This is a genomic window from Nocardioides sp. GCM10027114, assembly GCF_042659625.1.
Classification (GTDB): Bacteria; Actinomycetota; Actinomycetes; order Propionibacteriales; family Nocardioidaceae; genus Nocardioides.
This window is the reverse complement of sequence record NZ_JBHSSS010000002.1, coordinates 338,506-360,894: the sequence shown is the minus strand read 5'-3', so window position 1 is coordinate 360,894 and position 22,389 is coordinate 338,506. Positions and strand designations below refer to the sequence as shown.

19 protein-coding genes and 1 rRNA gene are annotated in these 22,389 nt (G+C 73.7%); 17 read left to right on the top strand and 3 right to left on the bottom strand.

Annotated features, from left to right (window positions below; all coding sequences use genetic code 11):
• Positions 1 to 76: ribosomal RNA gene (gene rrf / locus ACFP2E_RS02230) — 5S ribosomal RNA — on the top strand; the annotation flags it as partial.
• 81 nt (positions 77 to 157) lie between these two features.
• On the opposite strand, the gene ACFP2E_RS02225 is transcribed toward rrf, so the two are convergent.
• Together ACFP2E_RS02225 and ACFP2E_RS02220 are read right to left on the bottom strand one after the other, a co-directional pair.
• Positions 158 to 1,282, bottom strand: a complete 1,125-nt coding sequence (locus ACFP2E_RS02225; protein WP_378521996.1) for a cation:proton antiporter — start codon at positions 1,280 to 1,282, stop codon at positions 158 to 160.
• 2 nt (positions 1,283 to 1,284) lie between these two features.
• Entirely contained in the window at positions 1,285 to 1,764 is a 480-nt protein-coding gene (locus tag ACFP2E_RS02220; RefSeq protein WP_378521995.1) for a cation:proton antiporter regulatory subunit, read from the bottom strand.
• A gap of 146 nt (positions 1,765 to 1,910) precedes the next feature.
• On the opposite strand from ACFP2E_RS02220, the gene ACFP2E_RS02215 reads away from it, so the two are divergent.
• Positions 1,911 to 4,661: a cation-translocating P-type ATPase gene (locus ACFP2E_RS02215; RefSeq protein WP_378521994.1), complete on the top strand. Its 2,751-nt coding sequence runs from the start codon at positions 1,911 to 1,913 to the stop codon at positions 4,659 to 4,661.
• 81 nt (positions 4,662 to 4,742) lie between these two features.
• Positions 4,743 to 5,129, top strand: coding sequence for a single-stranded DNA-binding protein (locus ACFP2E_RS02210; protein ID WP_378521993.1), 387 nt, complete (start codon positions 4,743 to 4,745; stop codon positions 5,127 to 5,129).
• Here ACFP2E_RS02210 and ACFP2E_RS02205 read toward each other — a convergent pair.
• Positions 5,104 to 6,219, bottom strand: a complete 1,116-nt coding sequence (locus tag ACFP2E_RS02205) for a DUF1015 family protein (protein ID WP_378521992.1) — start codon at positions 6,217 to 6,219, stop codon at positions 5,104 to 5,106. The two genes, ACFP2E_RS02210 and ACFP2E_RS02205, sit on opposite strands and share 26 nt — an antisense overlap.
• Before the next feature lie 92 nt (positions 6,220 to 6,311).
• On the opposite strand from ACFP2E_RS02205, the gene ACFP2E_RS02200 reads away from it, so the two are divergent.
• The 14 genes from ACFP2E_RS02200 to ACFP2E_RS02135 all read left to right on the top strand — a co-directional run bounded on the left by ACFP2E_RS02200 (position 6,312) and on the right by ACFP2E_RS02135 (position 22,274).
• Positions 6,312 to 7,334 carry an HAD-IIA family hydrolase gene (locus ACFP2E_RS02200; RefSeq protein WP_378521991.1) on the top strand — a complete coding sequence of 341 codons (1,023 nt, stop codon included), beginning with the start codon at positions 6,312 to 6,314 and terminating at the stop codon, positions 7,332 to 7,334.
• Between the two features lie 10 nt (positions 7,335 to 7,344).
• Entirely contained in the window at positions 7,345 to 7,593 is a 249-nt protein-coding gene (locus ACFP2E_RS02195) for a hypothetical protein (protein WP_378521990.1), read from the top strand.
• A gap of 9 nt (positions 7,594 to 7,602) precedes the next feature.
• Complete coding sequence (locus ACFP2E_RS02190) at positions 7,603 to 8,442, top strand: TlyA family RNA methyltransferase (protein WP_378521989.1); 840 nt, start codon at positions 7,603 to 7,605, stop codon at positions 8,440 to 8,442.
• A complete protein-coding gene (locus tag ACFP2E_RS02185) occupies positions 8,439 to 9,416 on the top strand; it encodes an NAD kinase (protein ID WP_378521988.1) in 978 nt (325 codons plus the stop codon). Before ACFP2E_RS02190 ends, ACFP2E_RS02185 begins: the two co-directional genes overlap by 4 nt.
• Entirely contained in the window at positions 9,409 to 11,157 is a 1,749-nt protein-coding gene (gene recN, locus ACFP2E_RS02180) for a DNA repair protein RecN (RefSeq protein WP_378521987.1), read from the top strand. The genes ACFP2E_RS02185 and recN overlap by 8 nt, the downstream gene beginning before the upstream one ends.
• 88 nt (positions 11,158 to 11,245) lie before the next feature.
• Positions 11,246 to 12,442 carry a putative cytokinetic ring protein SteA gene (gene steA, locus ACFP2E_RS02175; protein WP_378521986.1) on the top strand — a complete coding sequence of 399 codons (1,197 nt, stop codon included), beginning with the start codon at positions 11,246 to 11,248 and terminating at the stop codon, positions 12,440 to 12,442.
• A complete protein-coding gene (locus ACFP2E_RS02170) occupies positions 12,439 to 13,317 on the top strand; it encodes a copper transporter (protein WP_378521985.1) in 879 nt (292 codons plus the stop codon). The genes steA and ACFP2E_RS02170 overlap by 4 nt, the downstream gene beginning before the upstream one ends.
• A gap of 11 nt (positions 13,318 to 13,328) precedes the next feature.
• Positions 13,329 to 15,023, top strand: a complete 1,695-nt coding sequence (locus ACFP2E_RS02165) for a CTP synthase (protein ID WP_378521984.1) — start codon at positions 13,329 to 13,331, stop codon at positions 15,021 to 15,023.
• Entirely contained in the window at positions 15,020 to 15,613 is a 594-nt protein-coding gene (locus ACFP2E_RS02160) for an NUDIX domain-containing protein (RefSeq protein WP_378521983.1), read from the top strand. The genes ACFP2E_RS02165 and ACFP2E_RS02160 overlap by 4 nt, the downstream gene beginning before the upstream one ends.
• A 114-nt stretch (positions 15,614 to 15,727) precedes the next feature.
• Complete coding sequence (gene ald, locus ACFP2E_RS02155; RefSeq protein ID WP_378521982.1) at positions 15,728 to 16,843, top strand: alanine dehydrogenase; 1,116 nt, start codon at positions 15,728 to 15,730, stop codon at positions 16,841 to 16,843.
• A gap of 1 nt (position 16,844) precedes the next feature.
• Entirely contained in the window at positions 16,845 to 17,804 is a 960-nt protein-coding gene (gene xerD / locus ACFP2E_RS02150; RefSeq protein WP_378521981.1) for a site-specific tyrosine recombinase XerD, read from the top strand.
• Between the two features lie 7 nt (positions 17,805 to 17,811).
• Entirely contained in the window at positions 17,812 to 20,379 is a 2,568-nt protein-coding gene (locus ACFP2E_RS02145) for a DEAD/DEAH box helicase (RefSeq protein ID WP_378521980.1), read from the top strand.
• A 127-nt stretch (positions 20,380 to 20,506) separates the two neighbouring features.
• Entirely contained in the window at positions 20,507 to 21,178 is a 672-nt protein-coding gene (locus ACFP2E_RS02140) for a response regulator transcription factor (protein WP_378521979.1), read from the top strand.
• A gap of 37 nt (positions 21,179 to 21,215) precedes the next feature.
• Positions 21,216 to 22,274 (top strand): sensor histidine kinase, encoded by a 1,059-nt coding sequence (locus tag ACFP2E_RS02135; protein WP_378521978.1) that lies wholly within the window; start codon positions 21,216 to 21,218, stop codon positions 22,272 to 22,274.
• Positions 22,275 to 22,389: the final 115 nt, after the last annotated feature.

Here is a 22,389-nt window from a genome sequence, read left to right as displayed (position 1 = left end):
GAACCCGGAAGTTAAGCCGTTCAGCGCCGATGGTACTGCAACCGCGAGGTTGTGGGAGAGTAGGACGCCGCCGGACATACATTGACCAAGGGCCACCCTTTCCAGGGTGGCCCTTGGTGCATTTACAGGTGCTTCTCGGAATGGCCGGAAAGGGCGTTCAACGCGCGAAGCGAGTGAGCAACGGGCCGATCGTGGCGAGGATGAGCACGTACGCCGTGACGATCGGTGCCAGTGAGCTGTCCGTGGTCCCGGCGATGGCGATGATGACGATCGAGAACTCGCCCCGGGGGACCAGAGCGGTGCCGGCGCGCATGCGGCCCTTGGCGCCCGAGCCCTCGCGGCCGGCGGCGTACCGACCGGTGACGATCTTCGTGCCGATGCCCACCAGCGCCAGCGCCAGGGCCGGCAGGAGGTAGGGGGTCAGGCTGGTGGGGCTCACCGCGAAGCCGATGCTCAGGAAGAACGTCGCGGCGAACAGGTCGCGCATGGGGGAGAGGACGTCGCGGGTCCGCTTGGCGGCCTCGCCGGTCAGGGTGAGGCCCACCAGGAAGGCGCCGACCGCTGCGGAGATGTTGGCGAACTCGGCGAGCGCGGCCACGACCAGCGTGGCCCCGAGGACCCGGAGCACGAGCTGCTCGGCGTCGGGGTGCGCTAGCCAGCGGTTGGCGTGGTGGCCCCAACGGTGTGAGCCGACGAGGGCGGCGACGATGGCGAGCACGGCGATCAGTGCGCCCACCCCGGCCTGCCACCACGCGCCGCGGGCGGCCATCACGGCCAGGACCGGCAGATACAGCGCCATGGCGAAGTCCTCCATGACGAGGATCGCCAAGACGGCGGGCGTCTCCCGGTTGCCCAGGCGCCGCAGGTCGCTCAGCACCCGGGCGACGATGCCGGACGACGAGATCCACGTGGCGCCGGCGAGGGCGAGCACGCCGACCGCGTCGAGACCGAGCAGCAGCCCGGCCACGGCACCCGGCGTCGCGTTGAGCACGAGGTCGACCAGGGCCGAGGGCACGTGCCGGGACAGGCTCTGGGTGAAGTCGGCGGTCGTGAACTCCAGGCCCAGCGTCAGGAGCAGCAGCACGACGCCGATCGCGGCGGCCGCCTCCACGAACTCGCCGGCCGCGGGGACCGGCGCCACGCCTCCCTCGCCCAGCGCCAGTCCGGCCAGCAGGTACAGCGGGACGGGCGGGACGCCCAGCCGCCGGGCGCTCCCGCCCAGCATGCTGAGGACGACGAGGATGACCCCGAGCTCGAGGAGGAGGGCCAGCGGGTCGTGCACGGTCAGCCGTTGAGGATCTCGCGGACCTTGGTGATTCCGCCGGCGGTGCCGATGACGATGAGCGTGTCGCCGGCCGCGAGGGGCTCCGAGGGTCGCGGGGAGGCGATGACCTCCTCCCCTCGCACGATCGCCACGATCGATGCGCCGGTGAGGGTGCGGGCGCGGGTGTGGCCGAGCGGCTCCCCGACGTGCGGCGAGTGCTCGGGGACCTCGAGCTGGGCGGCGCTCAGCCCGGGGACCTCACGCGTGAGGTCCGCGAACCGCTCGACGATGCGCGGGGCGCCGAGGATCTCCGCCACGGCCCCGGCCTCCTCGGCGCTGAGCCGGAAGAGCGGTCGTGCCTCGTCGGGGTCGTCGGGTGGGTAGCGCACGAGCTCGAAGTCACCGGTGCGGCGCGCCACGATCCCGAGGTGGTCGCCGTCGGCGTTGCTGAACTCGTAGCGCAGGCCGACGCCGGGCAGCATCACCTCGTTGATGTCCATCCCCACACCACTCCTCCGTCCTCGTCGCCGAGTCCTCGTGCCCCCACCCCATCGGTGGGCGGCGGAGCGTGGCAGGGGATGAGTGCCCACCGACGCGGGCCCAGCGTCCCTTGGCCCGGTGCCTGCCAGTCGACGACGATAACGTGATGGAGGGGGACGCCACGCGGACTTCGCCGGACCTCGACGCAGTCCACGCAGCGCCCGTCGAGGCCCTCCAGCGGGCCCTCGAGTCGGGCCCGGACGGCCTCAGCGCGGCCGAGGCCGAGGCGCGCCTGGCGACCTGGGGGCCGAACGACCTGCCCGCTCCCGAGCCCCGGACCTGGGTGTCGGTCTTCGCCGAGCAGTTCCGGTCGCCGCTCATCTACGTGCTGGTGCTGGCGGCCGGGCTGTCCGCGCTGTTGCGGGAGTGGTCCGACGCCGGCTTCATCGCGCTGGTCCTCGTCATCAACGCTCTGCTGGGCACCTTCCAGGAGTACCGCGCCGAGCGCAGCGCCGCCGCTCTGCGCACCATGGTGCCGGCCACGACGCTGGTCCTGCGCGACGGTGACGTCAGCGAGGTGGACGCCGTCGAGCTGGTCCCGGGTGACGTCGTGCTCCTCGAGTCCGGCGACAAGGTGCCGGCGGACTGCCGGCTGCTCGGCGAGCACGAGCTGAGCGTCGACGAGTCGGCGCTCACGGGTGAGTCCCTGCCCGTCACCAAGGACGCGGGCGCGAGCGTGGACCCGGCCGCCGGGCTGGCCGAGCGGCCGACGATGGTCCACGCGGGCACCCTCGTCACGGTGGGGCGGGCTCGCGGACTGGTCGTCAGCACCGGCGCCATGACCGCGCTCGGTGGACTGGCCGAGGGGCTGCGGGAGAGGCCCGAGGCGGAGCCTCCCCTCATCACCCGGCTGCGGCGCTTCACCCTGACCGTGGGCGTCGTGGTCGCCGTCGCCGCGTGCCTGGTCGTGGCGATCGAGCTGTTGCGCGGCTCGGCCTGGGAGGAGGTCGTGCTCATCGCCGTGGCGATGGCCGTCTCGGCCATCCCGGAGGGCCTGCCGGTGGCGCTCACGGTCGCGCTCGCGGTCGCCGTACGCCGCATGTCCCGCCGGAACGCGATCGTCCGCCGGATGGTGGCGATCGAGTCGCTCGGCTCGTGCAGCACCGTCGCGACCGACAAGACCGGCACCCTCACCGTCAACGAGCTCACCGTTCGCCACGTCGTCGTACCGGGGGAGCGACCCTGGTCGGTGACCGGGGTCGGGGTCGACCCGACCGGGGTCGTGCTCGTGCCGGACGCCGGTGACGAGGGGCTGCGCGCCGTCGAGCAGCTGGCCCGGGCCGGGGTGCTGTGCAACGAGGCCACCCTCGCGGCCGCCGACGGCGTGTGGCACCCGCGCGGCGACGCGGTCGACGTGGCGCTCCTCGTCCTCGGCCACAAGGTGGGGATCACCAGGCCGCTCGCCCTCGACGCCGCGCCGTTGCTTGACGAGATCCCCTTCGAGCCGCACCGGAAGTACGCCGCCAGCCTGCACGCCGCCGCTCGGGGCGAGGCACTGGTCGTGATGAAGGGCGCTGCCGAGGAGGTCCTGCCGCGATGCGCGACCATGCTGACGCTGGACGGGGAGCGAACCCTGGACAGGGCCGCCGTGGAGCCGCAGCTGGACGCGCTGGCCGGTGCGGGCGAGCGGGTGCTCGCGGTGGCGCGCCGGCGTGTGCTGCGGGATCCCGGTGACGAGCTGGACCACGACGAGCTCCTCGGGCTGACGCTGCTGGGGCTGGTCGCCATGACCGACCCGCTGCGCCCGGAGTCCGCGAGCGTGGTGAGGCGCTGCGCGCGTGCCGGCGTCGAGGTCGTCATGCTGACCGGCGACCACCCGGTGACCGCGTTCGCCATCGCACGCGAGCTCGGGCTGGCCCGGACGCCCGACCAGGTCGTCACCGGCGCCCAGCTGGCGCAGGCCGGGGACGAGGAGACGGACGAGCTGGTGCGGCGTGCCGAGGTGTTCGCGCGCGTGGAGCCGGACCAGAAACGGGCGATCGTGGCGACGATGATGCGGCAGGGGAAGGTCGTCGCGGTCACCGGCGACGGCGCGAACGACGCGCCGGCGCTGCACCACGCCCACGTCGGTGTGGCCATGGGCCGCAAGGGCACCGACGTCGCCCGGGAGGCCGCCGAGATCGTCATCACCGACGACCGTCTCGCCTCCCTCGTGGCGGGGGTCGAGGAGGGGCGGGTGGCCTACGGCAACGTGCGCAAGGTCGTGCAGCTGCTGGTCTCCACGGGCGCCGGCGAGCTGCTGCTCGTCATCACCGCGCTGGTGATCGGGTTGCCGCTGCCCCTCCTCGCGGTCCAGCTGCTGTGGCTGAACCTGGTCACCAACGGCATCCAGGACGTCGCGCTCGGCTTCGAGCCGGCCGAGGGCGACGAGATGGACCGGCCGCCGCGCCGGCCGGGCGAGCCGGTGTTCGACCGGCTGATGGTGGAGCGGGTCCTGCTCGTCGCCGTGGCCATCGCCGCGCTGACCCTGCCGACGTTCCACTGGATGCTGAGCATGGGGGCAAGCGTCGAGGAGGCCCGCAACACGGTGGTGCTGCTCATGGTCCTCATGGAGAACGTGCTGGCGCTGAGCTGCCGCTCGGAGCTGCTCTCGGTGTTCAGCCTCTCGCCGCGGCGCAACCTGCTCCTCGTCCTCGGCACGGTCGTCGCCCAGCTCGTCCACGTGGGCGCGATGCACCTCCCGCTCGCCCAGCAGGTGCTGGGCCTGCAGCGGGTGTCGCTGGAGCGCTGGCTGACCATGGTGGCGCTGGCCGCGGTGCTGCTGCTCGTGGTCGAGCTCCACAAGGCGGCGTGGCGGCGGCGCCGGTCCCGCAACGGGACGTCGACCGGCCCGGCTGCCGTCCCCAGCCCGGCTTGAGCGCCGGCCGTCCACAGGCCGCCGCAGCCGGCCGGCGGCGAGTCCTCCTCCACTGCCAGCCTCGGGACGGAGGTGATCTGGATGCCCAGACAGCAGGAGGCCCCGCTCGAGGCCGTCAACGAGGTGCGACTGGTCGGGAGGGTCTCGCAGCCGCCCGAGGAGCGCACGCTGCCCAGCGGCGACGTGCTCTGGACGTTCCGGGTCGTGGTGCCGCGACCGGTCCCGGCGACGTCCTCGACAACAGCCTCGGCCGGGGCGCCGAGACGTGGCACGACCGTCGACGCGCTCGAGTGCGTGGCGCGCGGCGGCCGTGTCCGTCGCTCGGTGGCGGCGTGGTCGGCCGACGACCTGGTCGAGGTCACCGGTGCGGTGCGCCGCCGCTTCTACCGGGCCGGGCCCGGCACCGCGTCGCGCGTGGAGATCGAGATGACCGGTGGCCGGCTCATTCGTCGCGCAGGGAGCGCATGAGCACGCCCAGGCTCGGCTTGGGCTGGAAGGACGTCGCCTTCTCCGGCAGCACGGCGTCGGTCGCCACCACGCGGCGCACCGCGTCGAACTCCGGCGCGGGCATCAGCACCGCGGTCCCCGGAGCCTGTGCCACGTGGTCGAGCGCCTCCTCCGCCACGTGGTGGTAGGCCAGGACCGGCGGCTCCGGCAGGGCCGGCAGCACGACCTCGTGGAGCAGCTCGACCGCGGTGCGGTCGGCCTGCCCGAACGACAACAGGGCCCACCGGCGACCGTCGGTGAGCACAGGAGCGCCGGGCGCGAGTGCGGCCAGCGCGTTCTCCTGCGGCAGCTCCGTCACGGTGGCGCAGCCGGCGGCCGCGGCGAGGATGGCATCGAGGTCGACGCCGGCGAGGAACCGGTGGATGGCACCGAGGAAGAGCGGTGTGTCGTCTTGGTCGACCAGCATGGCCAGCCCGCGGTCAGCCGGGCTGCCCGGGGAGGCGTGCTGCATCTGGAGGTAGGCGGCGTACCGGTGGTGTCCGTCGGCGATGACCGCGCGCGCCGGGGCCAGCGCCGCGGCGACGCGGTCCAGGCGGTCGCCGTCCCGGACCGCCCACACCCGGTGCCCCTGCCCGATGCGGTCGGTGAAGGCGCGCAGTGGCTCGTCGGCCACGACCTCGTGGATGACCTCGCGCACGGACGCGGGGCCCCGGTGGACCATCAGGATCGGAGCCGGGTTGACCGCCATCGCCGCCATCCGGTCGGCCAGGTCCGAGACCTGCTCGGGGTGGACGCCCTCGTGCGGCAGGACCACCCGCTCCGCGGGGCCGGCGCCGCGACGCGAGACGTCGAGCGCACCCACCAGCCCACGCACGGTCAGGCCGCCCGAGGAGTACTCGTGGACGTAGAGCGCGGGCTCCGGGTCGTGCCACGCGTGGCCCTGCCGCTCCCAGCGCTCGAGGCGGTCGACCACGCCGCGGTAGGGCTTCGCGAAGGCGCGTGCGGACGCGGCGTCGCCGACCCGTGCCGGCGAGAACCCCCAGGCACGGAAGGGCGCCAGTCGCAACGGACCCGCGACGTCGGGCGGGGTGACCCTGGCGCCGGACTCCATCGGAGCATCGTAGGGTGCCGCGACGGCCCCGGACGACAAGGGCCCCGTGACGAGGAGGGCCCCGCACCGGCAGGGCCCTGAGGAGGGTGGGCATGCTGCGAGCGACGTCGACGCCGCTGGTGGAGACCTACGACCTGGTGATGCTCGACCTGGACGGCGTGGTCTACGTCGGCGACGCGCCGGTGCCGGGAGCGCCCGACCACCTGCGCAGGGCCCGCGAGGCCGGCGCCCACCTCGCCTTCGTCACCAACAACGCGTCGCGCCCGCCGGCCGCGGTCGCGGAGAAGCTCGCCGGCCTCGGCGTCGAGGCGCACGAGGAGGATGTCGTCACCTCGGCGCAGGCCGCGGCCCGGGTGCTCCTCGAGCGCCACGGCGCCGGCGCCCGCGTGGCGGTGCTCGGCACGCACGGCCTGCTCGAGGCGCTGCGGGCCGAGGGGCTCGAACCGGTCGGCGTCGACGACGAGGCCGCGGTCGCGCTCGCCACCGGCTACGGCCCCGACGTGGTCTGGCGCGACGTGATGCGGGCGGCGACCCGGGTGCGGCAGGGCCTGCCGTGGGTCGCCAGCAACGCCGACCTCTCCCTCCCGACACCCTTCGGGGAGGCACCCGGGCACGGCGTGATGGTCGACCTGATCTCCAGGTTCGCCGGGGTGGAGCCGGTCGTGGCCGGCAAGCCGGAGCGACCGCTGCTCGACGAGACCGTGCGACGGGTGGGCGGCTCGACGCCGCTCATGGTGGGGGACCGGCTCGACACCGACATCGAGGGCGCGCACCGGGCCGGCGTCGACTCCCTGCTGGTCCTCACCGGCGTCACCGGCCTCGAGGACCTGCTGGCCGCCGACCCCAAGCACCGGCCCGCCTACCTGTCGAGCGACCTCGCGGGGCTGTTCGGCAGCCACCCCGCGCCGGAGGAGGACGACGGTGCGTGGAGCTGCGGCGGCTGGCGGGTCCGGGTGACCGACGGCCGGCTCGCCGCCTCCGGCGGGGGCGACGTCGACGACTGGTGGCGGTGCGTCGCCGCCGCGGCCTGGTCGCACCGCGACGCCACCGGCCGGCCGGCCGACTCCACCGACCTCCGCGTGCCCTCCGCCGACGGGGCGCAGGGTCTTGGGTAGCCTCGGCCCCATGGACGAGCAGGAGGTTCCCGGGGCGGACGGGCAGCACGCGCCCCAGGAGGCCCCCTCCGACACGAACGGCGAGATGGTCGCTGAGGCGACCGGCGACGGGCCCGTGCGCACGGGCGTGCCGGAGGTGGACGCGGTCCTCGACGAGGTCGACGGCCTCGACGGCACCCCGGTCGACGAGCACGTGGCGGTCTTCGAGCGGGCGCACGAGCAGCTGCGACGCGCGCTGGACGCCCGCCCCGACGCGTAGGCGCCACCGGTGCCCCCTCGACGACTCCGGCTCGACGCCGAGCTGGTCCGACGCAAGCTCGCCCGGTCCCGCGAGCACGCCAGCGAGCTGGTCCACGAGGGCCGGGTGAAGGTGGCGGGCGTGGTGGCGACCAAGCCGGCCACCGGCGTGACGACCGACGTGGCGATCGTCGTCACCGACGACCCCGACCGCCCGGACTACGTCTCGCGCGGAGGCCACAAGCTGGCCGGCGCCCTGGCGGCGTTCGAGCCCCAGGGACTGCAGGTCCGCGGCCGCCGGTGCCTCGACGCGGGCGCCTCGACCGGCGGGTTCACCGACGTCCTGCTCCGCCACGGGGCGCGGGAGGTGGTGGCGGTCGACGTGGGCTACGGGCAGCTGGCCTGGCGGCTGCGGCAGGACCCGCGGGTGCAGGTGCACGACCGCACCAACGTCCGGGACCTCGACATCGCGCTGGTCGGGGAGCCCGTCGACGTCGTGGTCGGGGACCTCTCCTTCATCTCCCTCGAGCTCGTGCTCGACGCCCTGATCCGCGTCACCCGGACCGACGGCGACCTCGCGCTCATGGTGAAGCCGCAGTTCGAGGTGGGCAAGGACCGCGTCGGCAAGGGCGGTGTGGTCCGCGACCCCGCGCTGCGTGCCGAGGCCGTCGAGGGCGTGGCCCGCGCCGCGGACGCCCGCGGCTGGGGGGCCCGGGCCGTCACGACCAGCCCGCTGCCCGGCCCGTCCGGCAACGTGGAGTTCTTCCTGTGGCTGCGTCACGGGCCGCGCACCCTCGACGGGGCGACGCTCGACGCCGCTGTGCGCGCCGGGGTCGGCCCTGGGGTGGCGGGTGAGAAGGTGGACCCGTGACCGCCACCGACGCCCGCCGCCGGCGCGTCCTGCTGCTCGCCCACACCGGGCGGCAGGAGGCCCGCGACGTCGCGCGCGCCTTCTGCAAGAGCCTGGCGCACCACGGCATCGCCGTGCGGCTGCTGGCGGACGAGGCCGCCGACCTGCACCTCTCCGACGTCCCGGACGTCGAGGTGGCCGACGACGAGCGCACGGCCGCCCGCGACTGCGAGCTCGCGGTGGTCATCGGCGGCGACGGCACGATCCTGCGGGCCGCCGAGGTCACCCACCCGACCGGGACCCCGCTGCTCGGGGTCAACCTCGGCCACGTCGGCTTCCTGGCCGAGGCCGAGCACGACGACGTCGAGTCCACGATCGATGCGATCGTCCACCGCCGCTACACGGCTGAGGAGCGGCTGACGATCGACGTCACGGTCCACCGCGACGGCGAGGTCGTCTACAGCACCTTCGCCCTCAACGAGGCCAGCGTCGAGAAGGCCGCCCGCGAGCGGATGCTCGAGGTCGTCCTGGAGATCGACGGGCGTCCGCTGTCCCGGTGGGGCTGCGACGGCGTGGTCTGCGCGACCCCCACCGGCTCCACCGCCTACAACTTCTCCGCCGGCGGCCCCGTCGTGTGGCCCGGGGTGCAGGCGCTCATGGTGGTCCCGCTCAGCGCACACGCCCTCTTCGCGCGGCCGATGGTGGTCGCTCCGACGAGCGTGGTGGCGGTCGAGGTGCTCGCCCAGACCGAGGGCGCCGGTGTGCTCTGGTGCGACGGCCGCCGTACCGTCGACCTGCCGCCGGGCGCCCGGATCGAGGTGCGTCGCGGCGCCACGCCGGTGCGGCTGGTGCGGCTCCACACGGCGCCGTTCACCGACCGGCTCGTCGCCAAGTTCGGCCTGCCGGTGCAGGGCTGGCGCGGGTCGAGCGAGCGGCGGCGACGGCTGGCCGAGGAGAGGCGGGCCCGGGAACGGGCCGAGGAGAGAGATGCTTGAGGAGATCCGGATCGGGTCGCTGGGAGTGATCGACTCCTCGACCCTCGAGCTCGGGCCGGGCCTCACCGTCATCACGGGTGAGACCGGCGCGGGCAAGACCATGATCGTCACGGCACTCGGGCTGCTGCTCGGCGGTCGCGCCGACAGCGGCGCCGTCCGCAAGGGCGCCCGGGCCGCGAGGGTCGAGGGCGTGGTGAGGGCTGCGGACCTCTCAGCGTTCGCCGAGGGTGTCGAGGAGGCCGGGGGAGAGGTCGAGGACGACCGCGTCGTGCTCGCCCGCAACGTCTCGGCCGAGGGGCGCTCGCGGGCGTTCGTCGGCGGCGCCTCGGTCCCGGTGTCCGTGCTGGCCTCGCTGGCGGAGCCGCTGGTCGCGGTGCACGGCCAGTCCGACCAGCACCGGCTGCTCCAGGCGCGGGCCCAGCGCGAGGCGCTCGACCGGTTCGGCGGTGAGCCGGTGGCGCGGCTGCTCGAGCGGTGGGGCCGGGTCCACGGCCGGCTGGTCGACGTGGAGCGCGAGCTCGCCGACGTCGTCGCGAGCGTCCGTGAGCGGGCTCGCGAGGCCGACCTGCTGCGCTTCGGCCTCGAGGAGATCGAGGCGGTCTCCCCGGAGCCGGGCGAGGACGAGAGCCTCGCCGCCGAGGAGGCCCGGCTCGGGTTCGCCGACACGCTCCGCACCGCGGCCGAGCAGGCGAAGGAGGCGCTGTCGAGCGAGCAGGGGGCGCCCGACGCCCTCGCGACGACCTCGACGGCGCGCGGCCTCCTCGACGGGGTCCGCGAGCACGACCGGGAGGCGGCCGAGCTGGCCGACAGGCTCGCCGAGATCTCCTACCTGCTCTCCGACGTCGCCGCCGACGTGGCGTCCTACGCCTCCCGGCTCGACACCGACCCGGCCCGCCTGGCCGCGGTCTCCGAGCGCCGGGCCGCGCTGACGGCGCTCACCCGCAAGTACGGCGACACCGTCGACGAGGTCCTCACCTGGGCCGAGCGCTCGGCGAAGCGGCTTGCCGAGCTCGACCACACCGACGACCGCATCGAGGAGCTGCGCTCCGAGCAGGCTGCGCTGCGCGGTGAGCTGGCCGGGGTCGGCGCCGACCTGTCGGCGGCCCGGGCCGAGGCGGCCGAGCGGCTCTCCCGCGAGGTCAGCGAAGAGCTCACTCTGCTCGCGATGCCGGACGCGCGGATCGAGGTCGTGGTCCGCCAGGTCGAGGCCGGCGAGGACCCGGCCGGGGTGGAGCCGCTCGAGGTCCACGGCCGTCGGCTGCGGTTCACCGGCACCGGCCTCGACGAGGTCGAGCTGCTGCTGGCCGCCAACACCGGCACCGAGCCGCGCCCGTTGCACAAGGGCGCGTCAGGAGGTGAGCTCTCGCGGGTCATGCTCGCCCTCGAGGTGTGCCTGGCCGGCACCCACCCGGTGCCGACCTTCGTGTTCGACGAGGTCGACGCGGGCGTGGGCGGCCGCGCCGCCGTCGAGATCGGCCGACGGCTCGCCACGCTGGCCCGGTCGGCGCAGGTCCTCGTCGTCACCCACCTGCCCCAGGTCGCGGCGTACGCCGACCGGCACGTCGTGGTGCAGAAGGCCAGCGACGGCTCCGTCACCACCTCCGGGCTCACCGTGCTCGACGCCGAGGAGCGCGAGCGCGAGCTGTCCCGGATGTTCGCCGGGATGGAGGACTCCGACACCGCGCTGGCCCACGCCCGCGAGCTGCTCGAGTCGGCCACCCCGGCGCGTGCGCTGGCCTGACGGCACTCCGTCGGGCGGTCTCGGGGCGACGCGCCCGGCTACCGGGTTGCCCGGATCGGGCGGCTCGCTGGGTGAGGATTGGTCGGTCATGAAGTCCCTCGCCCGCACCAAGCAGCGCGACGTCCTGCCCGGGGTCCGGGGCACCGCCCGCCGGGCCTCCCGCACCCGCGACCTGCTGCCCCGCCTGCAGCCCGGCGACGTCGCCGTGCTCGACCACCTCGACCTCGACCGCACCACCGCGCGACGCCTCGTCGACGCCGGCGTGGTCGCCGTCCTGAACGCCCGCCCGATGATCTCCGGGCGCTACCCGAACCTCGGCCCGGAGGTGCTCGACGCCGCCGGGCTGCTCGTGCTCGACCGGGTGGAGGGCCTCGATGGGGTGCACGACGGAGCGTCGGTCCGGCTCCACGACGAGGTGGTCTTCGTCGGCGAGACGGCCGTCGCAATGGGGCGCCAGCTCGACGCCGAGATCATCGGGCGGGAGCTCGAGGAGGCCCGGGTCGGGCTGACCACACAGCTGGAGACGTTCACCCACAACACCACCGCGTTCCTGCGCCGCGAGCAGGACCTGCTGCTGCACGGGCTCGGCCTGCCGCAGCTCAGCACGCCCGTCGCGGGGCGGCCCGTCGTGGTCGTGGTGGCGGGCCACGACCACCGCGAGGAGCTCGCCGCACTGGCGGCCTTCGTGCGGGAGCAGCGGCCGGTCCTGATGGGCGTCGACGCCGGCGCAGACGCGCTGCTCGCCGCCGGTCTCCGGCCGGACGTCGTGGTGCTCAGCGACGCCGCCGAGGAGCACGACCGCCCGTCGGCGAAGGCGCTGCGTGCGGCGCGCGACGTGGTCGTCCGGGTCGAGCGCGGCCACCGGATGCACCGCGAGCAGCTCGAACGCCTCGGTGTGCGGCCCGTGGCGGTCGAGTCGTCGGCCTCCACCGAGGACGCGGCGCTGCTGCTCGCAGACGCCGGCGACGCCGAGGTGCTGATCGGGGTGGGGATGCACGCCACCCTCGACGACTTCCTCGACCGGCGCCGGCCCGGGCTCGCCGGGACCTACCTGACCCGCCTCAAGGTCGGGCACCGGCTCGTCGACGCACGGGCCGTGCCCACGCTCTACTCCGGCCGGGTCCGGCCCCGCCACCTGCTCGGCGTCACCCTCGCCGGCCTGGTGGCGGTCGGCGCCGCCGTCGGGGTCACCCCGGTGGGGCAGGAGTGGGGTGCCGACGGGCTCCAGGGCGCCCTCGACCTCGCCGCCGACCTGACCGACCACATCCGAGGACTGTTCCGTTGATCTCGTTCCGCAGCCACGTTGTCTCGCTCGTCGCCGTCTTCGTCGCCCTCGCGGTCGGCGTCGCCCTCGGTGGCGGGCCGCTCTCCGAGGTCGGACGGGGCGCGATGCGCTCCACCGCGGCCGCCCCGCAGCTGCGCGAGGCCGAGCAGGAGGCGGACTTCGGCGACCGCTTCGCCAGCGCCGCCGCCGGACGGCTCTACGCCGGCGGCCTCGACACGCACCCGGTCGCCGTCGTCACCCTCCCCGGCGCCGACGACGACGTCGTACGCGGGGTCACCGCCGAGGTGGAGCGGGCCGGTGGCTCGGTCACCGCGACGTACGCCGTCCAGCCGGGCCTGCTCGACCCGACGGAGAAGTCGCTGGTGGACACCCTCGGCGAGCAGCTGGTCGACCAGGTGAAGGACGACGCACTCGACGCCGAGGCCCCGACGTACGAGCGGATCGGCCAGCTGCTCGCGCGTGCGGTGGCGGCCACGTCGCCGGGCGGTGCGGGCTCCGACGCCCCGGCCTCCGCGGTCCTCCAGAGCCTCGACGCCGCCGAGCTCGTGAGCGGTCCCGCCGAGCCCGCGCGCCGCGCGCCGCTGGTGCTGGTGGCCCTGGGCGAGGACGTGGACGACGACATCCTCGCGGGGGTCCTGGCTGGTCTCGCCGACCAGTCCGTCGGCGTCGTCGCCGTGGGGGACGGCGACGCAGGCCTCGCCGGCGACCTGCGCGGCCTGCGGACCTCGCCCCTCGTCACCTCGGTGGCGACCGTCGACTCGGCCGAGCGGCCGCTCGGCCAGGTCAGTGCCGTGCTCGCCCTGATCCGTTCCCTCGGCACGACCGGCGGGTCCTTCGGTGCGTCGGGTTCGGACGGGGCCGTACCGCTCGGGTAGGATGGAACTCCGTGAAGCAGCCGACGCCGACCAAGCACGTATTCGTCACCGGAGGCGTCGCCTCCTCGCTGGGCAAGGGGCTCACGGCCTCCAGCCTCGGGAACCTTCTGAAGGCGCGCGGACTGCGCGTGACCATGCAGAAGCTGGACCCCTACCTCAACGTCGACCCCGGGACGATGAACCCGTTCCAGCACGGCGAGGTGTTCGTCACCAACGACGGCGCCGAGACCGATCTCGACATCGGTCACTACGAGCGCTTTCTCGACGCCGACCTCAACCAGATCGCCAACGTCACCACGGGGCAGGTCTACTCGTCGGTGATCGCCAAGGAGCGGCGCGGCGACTACCTCGGTGACACGGTGCAGGTCATCCCGCACATCACCAACGAGATCAAGGACCGGATCCTCGCCATGGGCGGCGAGGACGTCGACGTGGTCATCACCGAGATCGGCGGCACGGTCGGCGACATCGAGTCGCTGCCGTTCCTCGAGGCCGCCCGCCAGGTCCGCCACGACATCGGCCGCGGGAACTGCTTCTTCATCCACGTCTCGCTCGTGCCCTACCTCGGCCCCTCGGGCGAGCTGAAGACCAAGCCGACCCAGCACTCCGTCGCGGCGCTGCGCTCCATCGGTATCCAGCCCGACGCGGTGGTGTGCCGTGCCGACCGGGAGCTCCCCGAGGGCATCAAGCGCAAGATCTCGCTGATGTGCGACGTCGACGAGGAGGCCGTGGTCACGGCTGCGGACGCCCCGTCGATCTACGACATCCCCAAGGTGCTGCACCGCGAGGGTCTCGACGCGTACGTCGTGCGCCGCCTCGACCTCCCGTTCCGCGACGTCGACTGGACGACCTGGGACGACCTGCTGCGCCGGGTGCACCACCCGAAGGAGGAGGTGACCATCGCCCTGGTCGGCAAGTACGTCGACCTGCCCGACGCCTACCTGTCGGTGAGCGAGGCGCTGCGTGCCGGCGGCTTCGCCCACGAGGCGAAGGTCCACCTGCGCTGGATCGCGTCCGACGAGTGCGAGAGCCCGGCCGGGGCCGCGAAGCACCTCCACGACGTCGACGCCGTGTGCGTGCCGGGCGGCTTCGGCATCCGCGGCATCGAGGGCAAGCTCGGGGCGCTGACCTACGCCCGGACCCACGGGATCCCGACCCTGGGCCTGTGCCTGGGCCTGCAGTGCATGGTCATCGAGTACGCCCGCAACGTCGCCGGCCTGGAGAAGGCCGCCTCGACGGAGTTCGACGCGGACTGCCCGGAGCCGGTCATCGCCACGATGGAGGAGCAGAAGGCGTTCGTCGAGGGCGAGGGCGACCTCGGCGGGACGATGCGCCTCGGCCTGTACCCCGCGGCGCTGCGCGAGGGCAGCGTCGTCCGCAAGGCCTACGGCGCCGCCACGATCGAGGAGCGCCACCGCCACCGCTACGAGGTCAACAACGCCTACCGCGACCAGCTGGAGGCGGCCGGCCTCGTCTTCTCGGGCGTCAACCCCGATCTCGACCTCGTCGAGTTCGTCGAGCTCCCGAAGAACGTCCACCCGTACTACGTCGCCACGCAGGCGCACCCCGAGCTGCGGTCGCGGCCGACCCGGCCGCACCCGCTTTTCGCCGGGCTCGTGGGCGCTGCGATCGACCGGCAGCGCGAGCTGCGGTTCCCGATCGACGAGTCCTCGCTGCGGCGCAAGGACGAGGACGCCGGGGAGTGACCGACCAGCCGGACCTGGCCGACCGGGAGGAGCACTGGCCGGTGCTGGGGAGCACCGACCTCCACCGGGACGGCTGGGTCATGGCGCTGCGCTCCGACACGATCCGGCCGCCGGCCGATCCGGACGCCGAGCCGTTCGACCGGCTGGTGCTCGAGCACCCGGGGGCCGTGGTGGTGCTGGCGCTCGACGAGTCGGACCGGGTGCTCTGCCTGCGGCAGTACCGGCACCCGGCACGGCGGCGCTTCGTGGAGCTCCCGGCAGGGCTGTGCGACACCGACGGCGAGGAGCCGGTCGAGGTGGCCCGCCGCGAGCTGGTCGAGGAGGTGGGGCTGCAGGCGGCTTCGTGGACCCACCTCGGCTCGACCTGGTCCTCGCCGGGGATCTCGGCGGAGGTCCAGCACTTCTTCCTCGCGTGCGACCTGTCGCCAGCCGACCGGGGCGACTTCGTGCCGCACCACGAGGAGGCCGACATGGAGGTGTTCCGGGCGCCGTTCGCCGACGTCCTGGCGGCGGTGCTCGACGGCCGGATCACGGACGGCCCCGTGGTGACGGCGGTCCTGCTGGCGTCGGCCAAGGGTCTGGTGCCCTGACACCGCCGCCGGCGCCGTGCGCGCCGGGGGTCGGGCGACGGCGGGTCGCCCCGGGCGATAGTCTCGCGACGTCGCCACAGCGCCGTGGCGACGATCACATCTGAGGAGTTCACGGTGAAGGTCGGCGTTCCCAAGGAAGTCAAGAACCACGAGTACCGGGTGGCCATCACGCCCGTCGGCGCGCACGAGCTCGCCGAGCACGGCCACGAGGTCTTCATCGAGAAGGGCGCCGGGGCCGGCTCGCAGATCCCCGACGAGGAGTACGTCGCCGCGGGCGCCAAGATCCTCGACTCGGCGGACGAGGTCTGGGGCACCGCCGACATGGTGCTCAAGGTCAAGGAGCCGATCGCCGAGGAGTACCACCGCCTCCGCGAGGACCTGACCCTCTTCACCTACCTCCACCTCGCGGCGGACAAGCCGCTCACCGAGGAGCTGATCGCCAAGAAGACCACGGCGATCGCCTACGAGACCGTGCAGCTGCCCTCGGGCGGCCTGCCGCTGCTCTACCCGATGTCCGAGGTCGCCGGGTGCCTCGCGCCCCAGGTGGGCGCCTACTCGCTGATGAAGGCCCAGGGCGGCCGCGGCGTGCTGATGGGCGGCGTCGGCGGTGTCGCGAACGCCAAGGTCGTCATCATCGGCGCCGGCGTCTCCGGCCAGAACGCCGCCAACATCGCGCTCGGCATGGGCGCCGACGTCACGCTGCTCGACACCGACCTCGACAAGCTGCGGATGTCGTTCTGGCGCTACAACAACCGGGTCCACGGCCTCGCCTCCTCGAAGCTCGCGATCGAGCAGCAGGTGATGGAGGCCGACATGGTGATCGGCGCGGTCCTGATCCCGGGTGCCGCGGCCCCCAAGCTGGTCAGCAACGACCTGGTGTCACGGATGAAGCCCGGATCGGTCCTCGTCGACATCGCCGTCGACCAGGGCGGCTGCTTCGAGGACACCCGGCCGACCACCCACGCCGACCCGACGTTCGAGGTCCACAACTCGATCTTCTACTGCGTGGCCAACATGCCGGGCGCAGTGCCGAACACGTCGACGTACGCCCTCACCAACGCGACGCTGCCCTACGTCGTCGCGGTGGCGGACAAGGGCTGGCAGCAGGCCTGCCGCGACGACCGCTCGCTGGCGCTCGGCCTCAACACCCACGCCGGCCAGCTCACCAACGCCCCGGTGGGAGAGGCCGTGGGCATCGAGGCCGTGGCGCTCGAGGACGTGCTGGGCTGAGGTGTCGGCAACCGGCTCGACGAGCGTCGGAGACCTCGCCCACGCGGTGCGGACCTACCTCGACCACCTGTCGGTCGAGCGGGGTCTGGCGGCCAACACGCTGACCTCCTACCGGCGTGACCTGCGGCGCTACCGCGAGTACCTCGCCGAGCAGGACGTGCAGCGGCTCGACGAGGTCACCGAGGCGACCGTGTCGGGCTTCCTGCTGCGGCTGCGCGAGGGCGGCGGCGACCACCCGCCGCTGAGCGCGACCTCGGCGGCGCGGACGGTGGTGGCGGTGCGCGGATTCCACAGGTTCGCCGTGGCGGACGGGCTGGCGACCGCCGACCCGGCCTCCGCGGTGAAGCCGCCGGCCCCTGCCAAGCGGCTGCCGAAGGCACTGCCGCTGGCCGACGTCGAGGCGATCCTCGAGGCAGCCGGTGCTGCCGGCACCACGCTCGCGCTGCGGGACCGGGCGCTCCTGGAGGTGCTCTACGGCACCGGCGCCCGGATCTCCGAGGCCGTCGGCCTCGACGTCGACGACCTCGACTGGGGAGCGTCCGGCGACGAGGGGACGGTGCTGCTGCGCGGCAAGGGCGGCAAGGAGCGGCTGGTCCCGGTCGGTTCCTACGCCCGGGAGGCCGTCGAGGCCTACCTGGTCCGCGGCCGTCCCGAGCTCGCGACCACCGGGGGAGCAGGAGGTGCGCTGTTCCTCAACAGCCGCGGCGGCCGGCTATCACGGCAGTCGGCGTGGGCGGTGCTGGTCAAGGCGGCCGAGCGGGCGGGCGTGACCCGGGACGTCTCGCCCCACACGCTGCGCCACTCCTTCGCGACCCACCTGCTCGACGGCGGCGCCGACGTCCGCGTCGTGCAGGAGCTCCTCGGCCACGCGTCCGTCACGACCACCCAAGTCTACACGCTGGTGACCGTCGACAACCTGCGCGAGGTCTTCGCCGCCGCCCACCCGCGAGCCAGGGACTGAGGCGCGCGTGATCGAGACCGACTGGGTGCCGGCCGCCGGCGCCTCCGCAGACGACGTCTACGACGCGTTCGCCCGCTGGGTCGCGGGGCAGGGCCTCGAGCTCTACCCGCACCAGGACGAGGCCGTCATGGAGCTCGTCGGCGGGGCCAACGTCATCCTGGCGACGCCGACCGGGTCCGGGAAGTCGCTGGTGGCGCTCGGCGCCCACGCCGCCGCCCTCGCCACCGACCGGGTGTCGTTCTACACCGCGCCGATCAAGGCGCTGGTCAGCGAGAAGTTCTTCGCCCTGTGCGAGGTCTTCGGGGCCGACCAGGTCGGCATGCTCACCGGCGACGCGGCCGTGAACCCCGACGCGCCCATCATCTGCTGCACCGCCGAGGTGCTCGCCAACATCGCCCTCCGCGAGGGGCGCACCGCCGACGTCGGGCTGGTGGTCATGGACGAGTTCCACTTCTACGCCGAGCCCGACCGGGGCTGGGCGTGGCAGGTGCCGCTGCTCGAGCTGCCGCAGGCACAGTTCCTGCTGATGTCGGCGACCCTCGGAGACGTCTCCCGGTTCGTCGACGACCTGACCGCCCGCAACGGCCGGGAGACCGTGCTCGTCGACGACGCAGTCCGGCCGGTGCCGCTCACGTTCTCGTGGGCGATGACGCCGCTCGCCGACACGCTGGAGGAGCTCGTCACCACGGGCCAGGCCCCGGTGTACGTCGTCCACTTCACGCAGGCGGCCGCCGTCGAGCACGCCACGTCGCTGCTGAACGCCGGCTGGGTCGCCGACGGCGTCGACAAGGAAGGGGTGGCGCAGCGGATCGGGGGCTTCCGGTTCGGCGCGGGCTTCGGCAAGACCCTCGGCAAGCTGCTGCGCCGGGGGATCGGCGTCCACCACGCCGGGATGCTGCCCCGCTACCGGAGGCTGGTCGAGCAGCTCGCCCAGGCCGGGCTGCTGCGGGTCATCTGCGGGACGGACACGCTCGGCGTCGGCATCAACGTGCCGATCCGCACCGTGCTCTTCACCGGGCTGGCCAAGTTCGACGGCAACCGGCAGCGGATCCTGCGCAACCGCGAGTTCCAGCAGATCGCCGGCCGAGCCGGCCGAGCCGGCTTCGACACGGCCGGCTACGTGGTGGTGCAGGCCCCCGAGCACGTCATCGAGAACGAGCGCGCCAAGGCCAAGGCGGCCGCGAAGAACGCCGCCAACCCCAAGAAGCGCAGCAAGGCGCAGCTGAAGAAGCCGCCCGAGGGCACGGTCGTGTGGACCGAGCAGACCTTCGACAAGCTCGTGTCCGGCGAGCCCGAGGCACTCGTGTCCCGCATGAAGGTCGACAACGCCATGCTCATCAACGTCCTCACGCGGGACGAGGACGCCTTCGGCGTCATGCGCCGGCTGCTCACCGAGAACCACGAGGACCGCCGGCAGCAGGTTCGGCTCGTCCGGCGCGCGCTCCGGCTGGCGCGCAGCCTGGTCCACTCCGGCGTCGTCACCCGGCTCGAGCAGCCCGACGAGGCCGGCCGGCGCTACGTGCTGACCGTCGACCTCCCGGCGGACTTCGCGCTCAACCAGCCGCTGGCGCACTTCGCGCTCGCCGCCTTCGACGTGCTCGACCCCGAGTCCGAGACCTACACCCTCGACCTCGTCTCGGTCGTCGAGGCGGTGCTCGAGGGACCCCGCCAGATCCTCTTCGCCCAGCAGCACGCCGCCCGCGGCGAGGCCATCGCCGAGATGAAGGCCGATGGCCTCGACTACGACGAGCGGATGGCGCTGCTGGAGGAGGTCACCTGGCCGAAGCCGCTCGCCGAGCTGCTGGAGGCGACGTACGAGGTCTACCGGCAGACCCACCCGTGGCTGCCCGAGGACGCGCTCGTGCCCAAGTCGGTGGTGCGGGAGATGTACGAGCAGGGCATGACGTTCACCGACTTCGTGGGGCGCTACCAGCTCGCACGGTCGGAGGGGCTGGTGCTGCGCTACCTCACCGACGCCTACCGCACGCTGCGGCAGACGGTGCCCGAGCAGCACCGGACCCCGGAGCTCGAGGACCTCGTCGAGTGGCTGGGGGAGACGGTGCGGCAGACCGACTCCTCGCTGCTGGACGAGTGGGAGGCGCTCACCGACCCCGGGCACGTCCGCGCGGACGTCGCGCACCACGAGCCGCCCCCGCCGCCGCGGCCGATCTCGGCGCAGGATCGGGCGTTCCGGGTCATGGTGCGCAACGCGATGTTCCGGAGGGTCGAGCTGGCCGCCCGCGACGACCTCGGCGGGCTGCGACGCCTCGAGGAGGAGGCAGCCGCGCGCACCGAGCCGCCGCTGGAGGTCTCGATGACCCGCGCTGACTGGGACCGGGCACTGGAGGACTACTACGCCGAGCACGACTCGATCGGAACCGGCGCGGACGCACGTGGCCCGTCGCTGCTGCAGGTCGACCCGGAGACCGCTCCGCAGCGGGTCTGGAGGGTCCGGCAGACCATCGACGACCCCGAGGGTCACCACGACTGGGTGATCGAAGCGGTGGCCCACCTCGACGCCTCCGACGAGGCGGGGGAGCTGGTGCTGCTCACCACCGCGATGCGCCGCCTGTGACGCGCCCCTGAGGAGCCCCTGACGAGCCCCGGCGTGACCTGTCGCGCTTCTCCCCGACGCGGGCGACCCCATCTGGGGGATGCCGCCGAGCCGGATCTGGGTGTAGTAAGGGGCACGGGAGGGGGCCATGGCGGCAATCCTGGTGATCGACGACGAGCCTGAGCTGGTGCGTTTCGTCCGACGTGCCCTCGAGGCCCGGGGGCACGAGGTGACGTTCGCGCACGACGGCGCGGTCGGTCTCGGGATGGCTCTCAACAACGGGCCCGAACTCGTCATCCTGGACCTGGTCATGCCCGGTGTGAGCGGTCGTCACGTGCTCCGCGCCCTGCGGGCCGCCCGGCCGCAGCTGCGAGTGCTGGTGCTGTCGGCGGAGTCCGACGTGGGCGCGCGCATCGAGCTCCTCGAGGCCGGGGCCGTCGACTTCCTCGGGAAGCCCTTCGCGATCCGGGAGCTCCTGGCGCGGGTCGGGGCCAGGCTCGCCGCCGAGCCGGAAGGCGTGGCGCAGGGCACGGAGGTGCTGCGCGCCGGGCCGATCTCGCTCGACGTTCAGGCCCGGGTGATCACGGTCGACGGCAGGGAGGAGAGCCTGACCCAGCGCGAGTACCTCCTGCTGCGTCACCTGATGCGTCGCGCCGGCAGCGTCTGCTCCCGGGAGGAGCTCCTGGCAGAGGTCTGGGGCTACTCCTTCGACCCGGCCACGAACGTCGTCGACGTCTGCGTGGCACGACTGCGGCACAAGCTGCGTCGAGACCTGATCCGGACCGTCCGCAATGTCGGCTACCAGCTCCAGGCCGGCTGAGCTCGCGGCGCGCGCAGCGCCGCGGCGCCGGCAGCGCGTGTCGGCCGCTCCCGCCCCTGTGCGCACGTGGTGGCGCACCCGCGAGGTCGGGCTCCTCGTCGACGCAGGACTGGCGGGGTTCACGGTGGCCGCCCTTGCGATGATGTGGCGCTATCCGGGCTGGGCGACGATCCCGTACCACCTCATCTTCGTGTCGGTGATGCTCGTCTACGGCTTTCGCATCTGGTCCGTGCGCGTCACCGTGATCGTCGTGCTGCTGATCACGCTCTCGACCGGGTGGCTGATGCTCGGCGACTACCGGGAGGGCGCGATCGAGTGGGCCGAGCTCGCCGAGATCCCCCTCATGCCGGCCCTGCTCGTGGCGATGGTGTGGCACGCCCGTCGCCGGGCGGCCGCCCACCGGGCCCTGGAGGAGATGACGGCCGTCCAGGCGGGGATGCTCGACCGGGAGCGCACCTTCTTCCGGGACACCAGCCACGCGATCCGGACGCCGGTCACGATTGCCCGTGGTCACCTCGAGCTGGCCGCCACCACGGCGGTGGACCTCCAGACGGCGGACGACATCGACGTCGCCATGCGCCAGCTCGACCGGATGTCGGTGCTCTCCAACCGGCTGCTCGCGCTCGCCCAGCTGGAGTCCGGGGAGACGCTCCCTGCGCAGCGCCTGGACCTGGGGGAGTTCGTCGGGGAGGTGGGACGGAACTGGTCAGTGGACCCGACGCGCGTCTGGACCGTGTCCGGCGCCGGGGGCGCCTTCGTGGAGGCCGACCCTGTGTGGCTCGCCCTGGCCGTGGACGCGCTCGTCGAGAACGCCGTGCACTTCACGACCGTCGGCGGACGCGTGCAGATCCGCGGCGAGTACGACTCCTCCTCCTGCTCGATCGTCGTGTCGGACGACGGTGCCGGCATCCATCCGGCGGACCAGCCGCACGTCTTCGAGCGCTTCTGGCACCGGCGCCCACCGGACGGCCCGATGGGCAGCGGTCTGGGGCTCGCGATGGCCCGGGCGACGGCCCGGGCATGGGGCGGGGACGTGCGCGCAGGCAGGAGCCCCCTGGGCGGGGCCCGCTTCGAGCTGGTCCTGCCGCGCTCGTAGCCCCGCCCGTCCTTCAGCCCCGTGACGGCCCAGTGACGGGCCCATGACAAGGCCGTCATGAACCTCGCCCTCGGCGGGTGGAAGCCGCACCGTGGCCTGAAGGACCACAGGCGGC

Excerpts from the sequence above, each read along its gene's own strand:
- ACFP2E_RS02220 (WP_378521995.1), bottom strand. The coding sequence starts at position 1,764 with ATGGACATCAACGAGGTGATGCTGCCCGGCGTCGGCCTGCGCTACGAG.
- ACFP2E_RS02215 (WP_378521994.1), top strand. The coding sequence starts at position 1,911 with ATGGAGGGGGACGCCACGCGGACTTCGCCGGACCTCGACGCAGTCCAC.
- ACFP2E_RS02210 (WP_378521993.1), top strand. The coding sequence starts at position 4,743 with ATGCCCAGACAGCAGGAGGCCCCGCTCGAGGCCGTCAACGAGGTGCGA.
- ACFP2E_RS02205 (WP_378521992.1), bottom strand. The coding sequence starts at position 6,219 with ATGGAGTCCGGCGCCAGGGTCACCCCGCCCGACGTCGCGGGTCCGTTG.
- ACFP2E_RS02200 (WP_378521991.1), top strand. The coding sequence starts at position 6,312 with ATGCTGCGAGCGACGTCGACGCCGCTGGTGGAGACCTACGACCTGGTG.
- ACFP2E_RS02195 (WP_378521990.1), top strand. The coding sequence starts at position 7,345 with ATGGACGAGCAGGAGGTTCCCGGGGCGGACGGGCAGCACGCGCCCCAG.
- recN (WP_378521987.1), top strand. The coding sequence starts at position 9,409 with ATGCTTGAGGAGATCCGGATCGGGTCGCTGGGAGTGATCGACTCCTCG.
- steA (WP_378521986.1), top strand. The coding sequence starts at position 11,246 with ATGAAGTCCCTCGCCCGCACCAAGCAGCGCGACGTCCTGCCCGGGGTC.
- ACFP2E_RS02140 (WP_378521979.1), top strand. The coding sequence starts at position 20,507 with ATGGCGGCAATCCTGGTGATCGACGACGAGCCTGAGCTGGTGCGTTTC.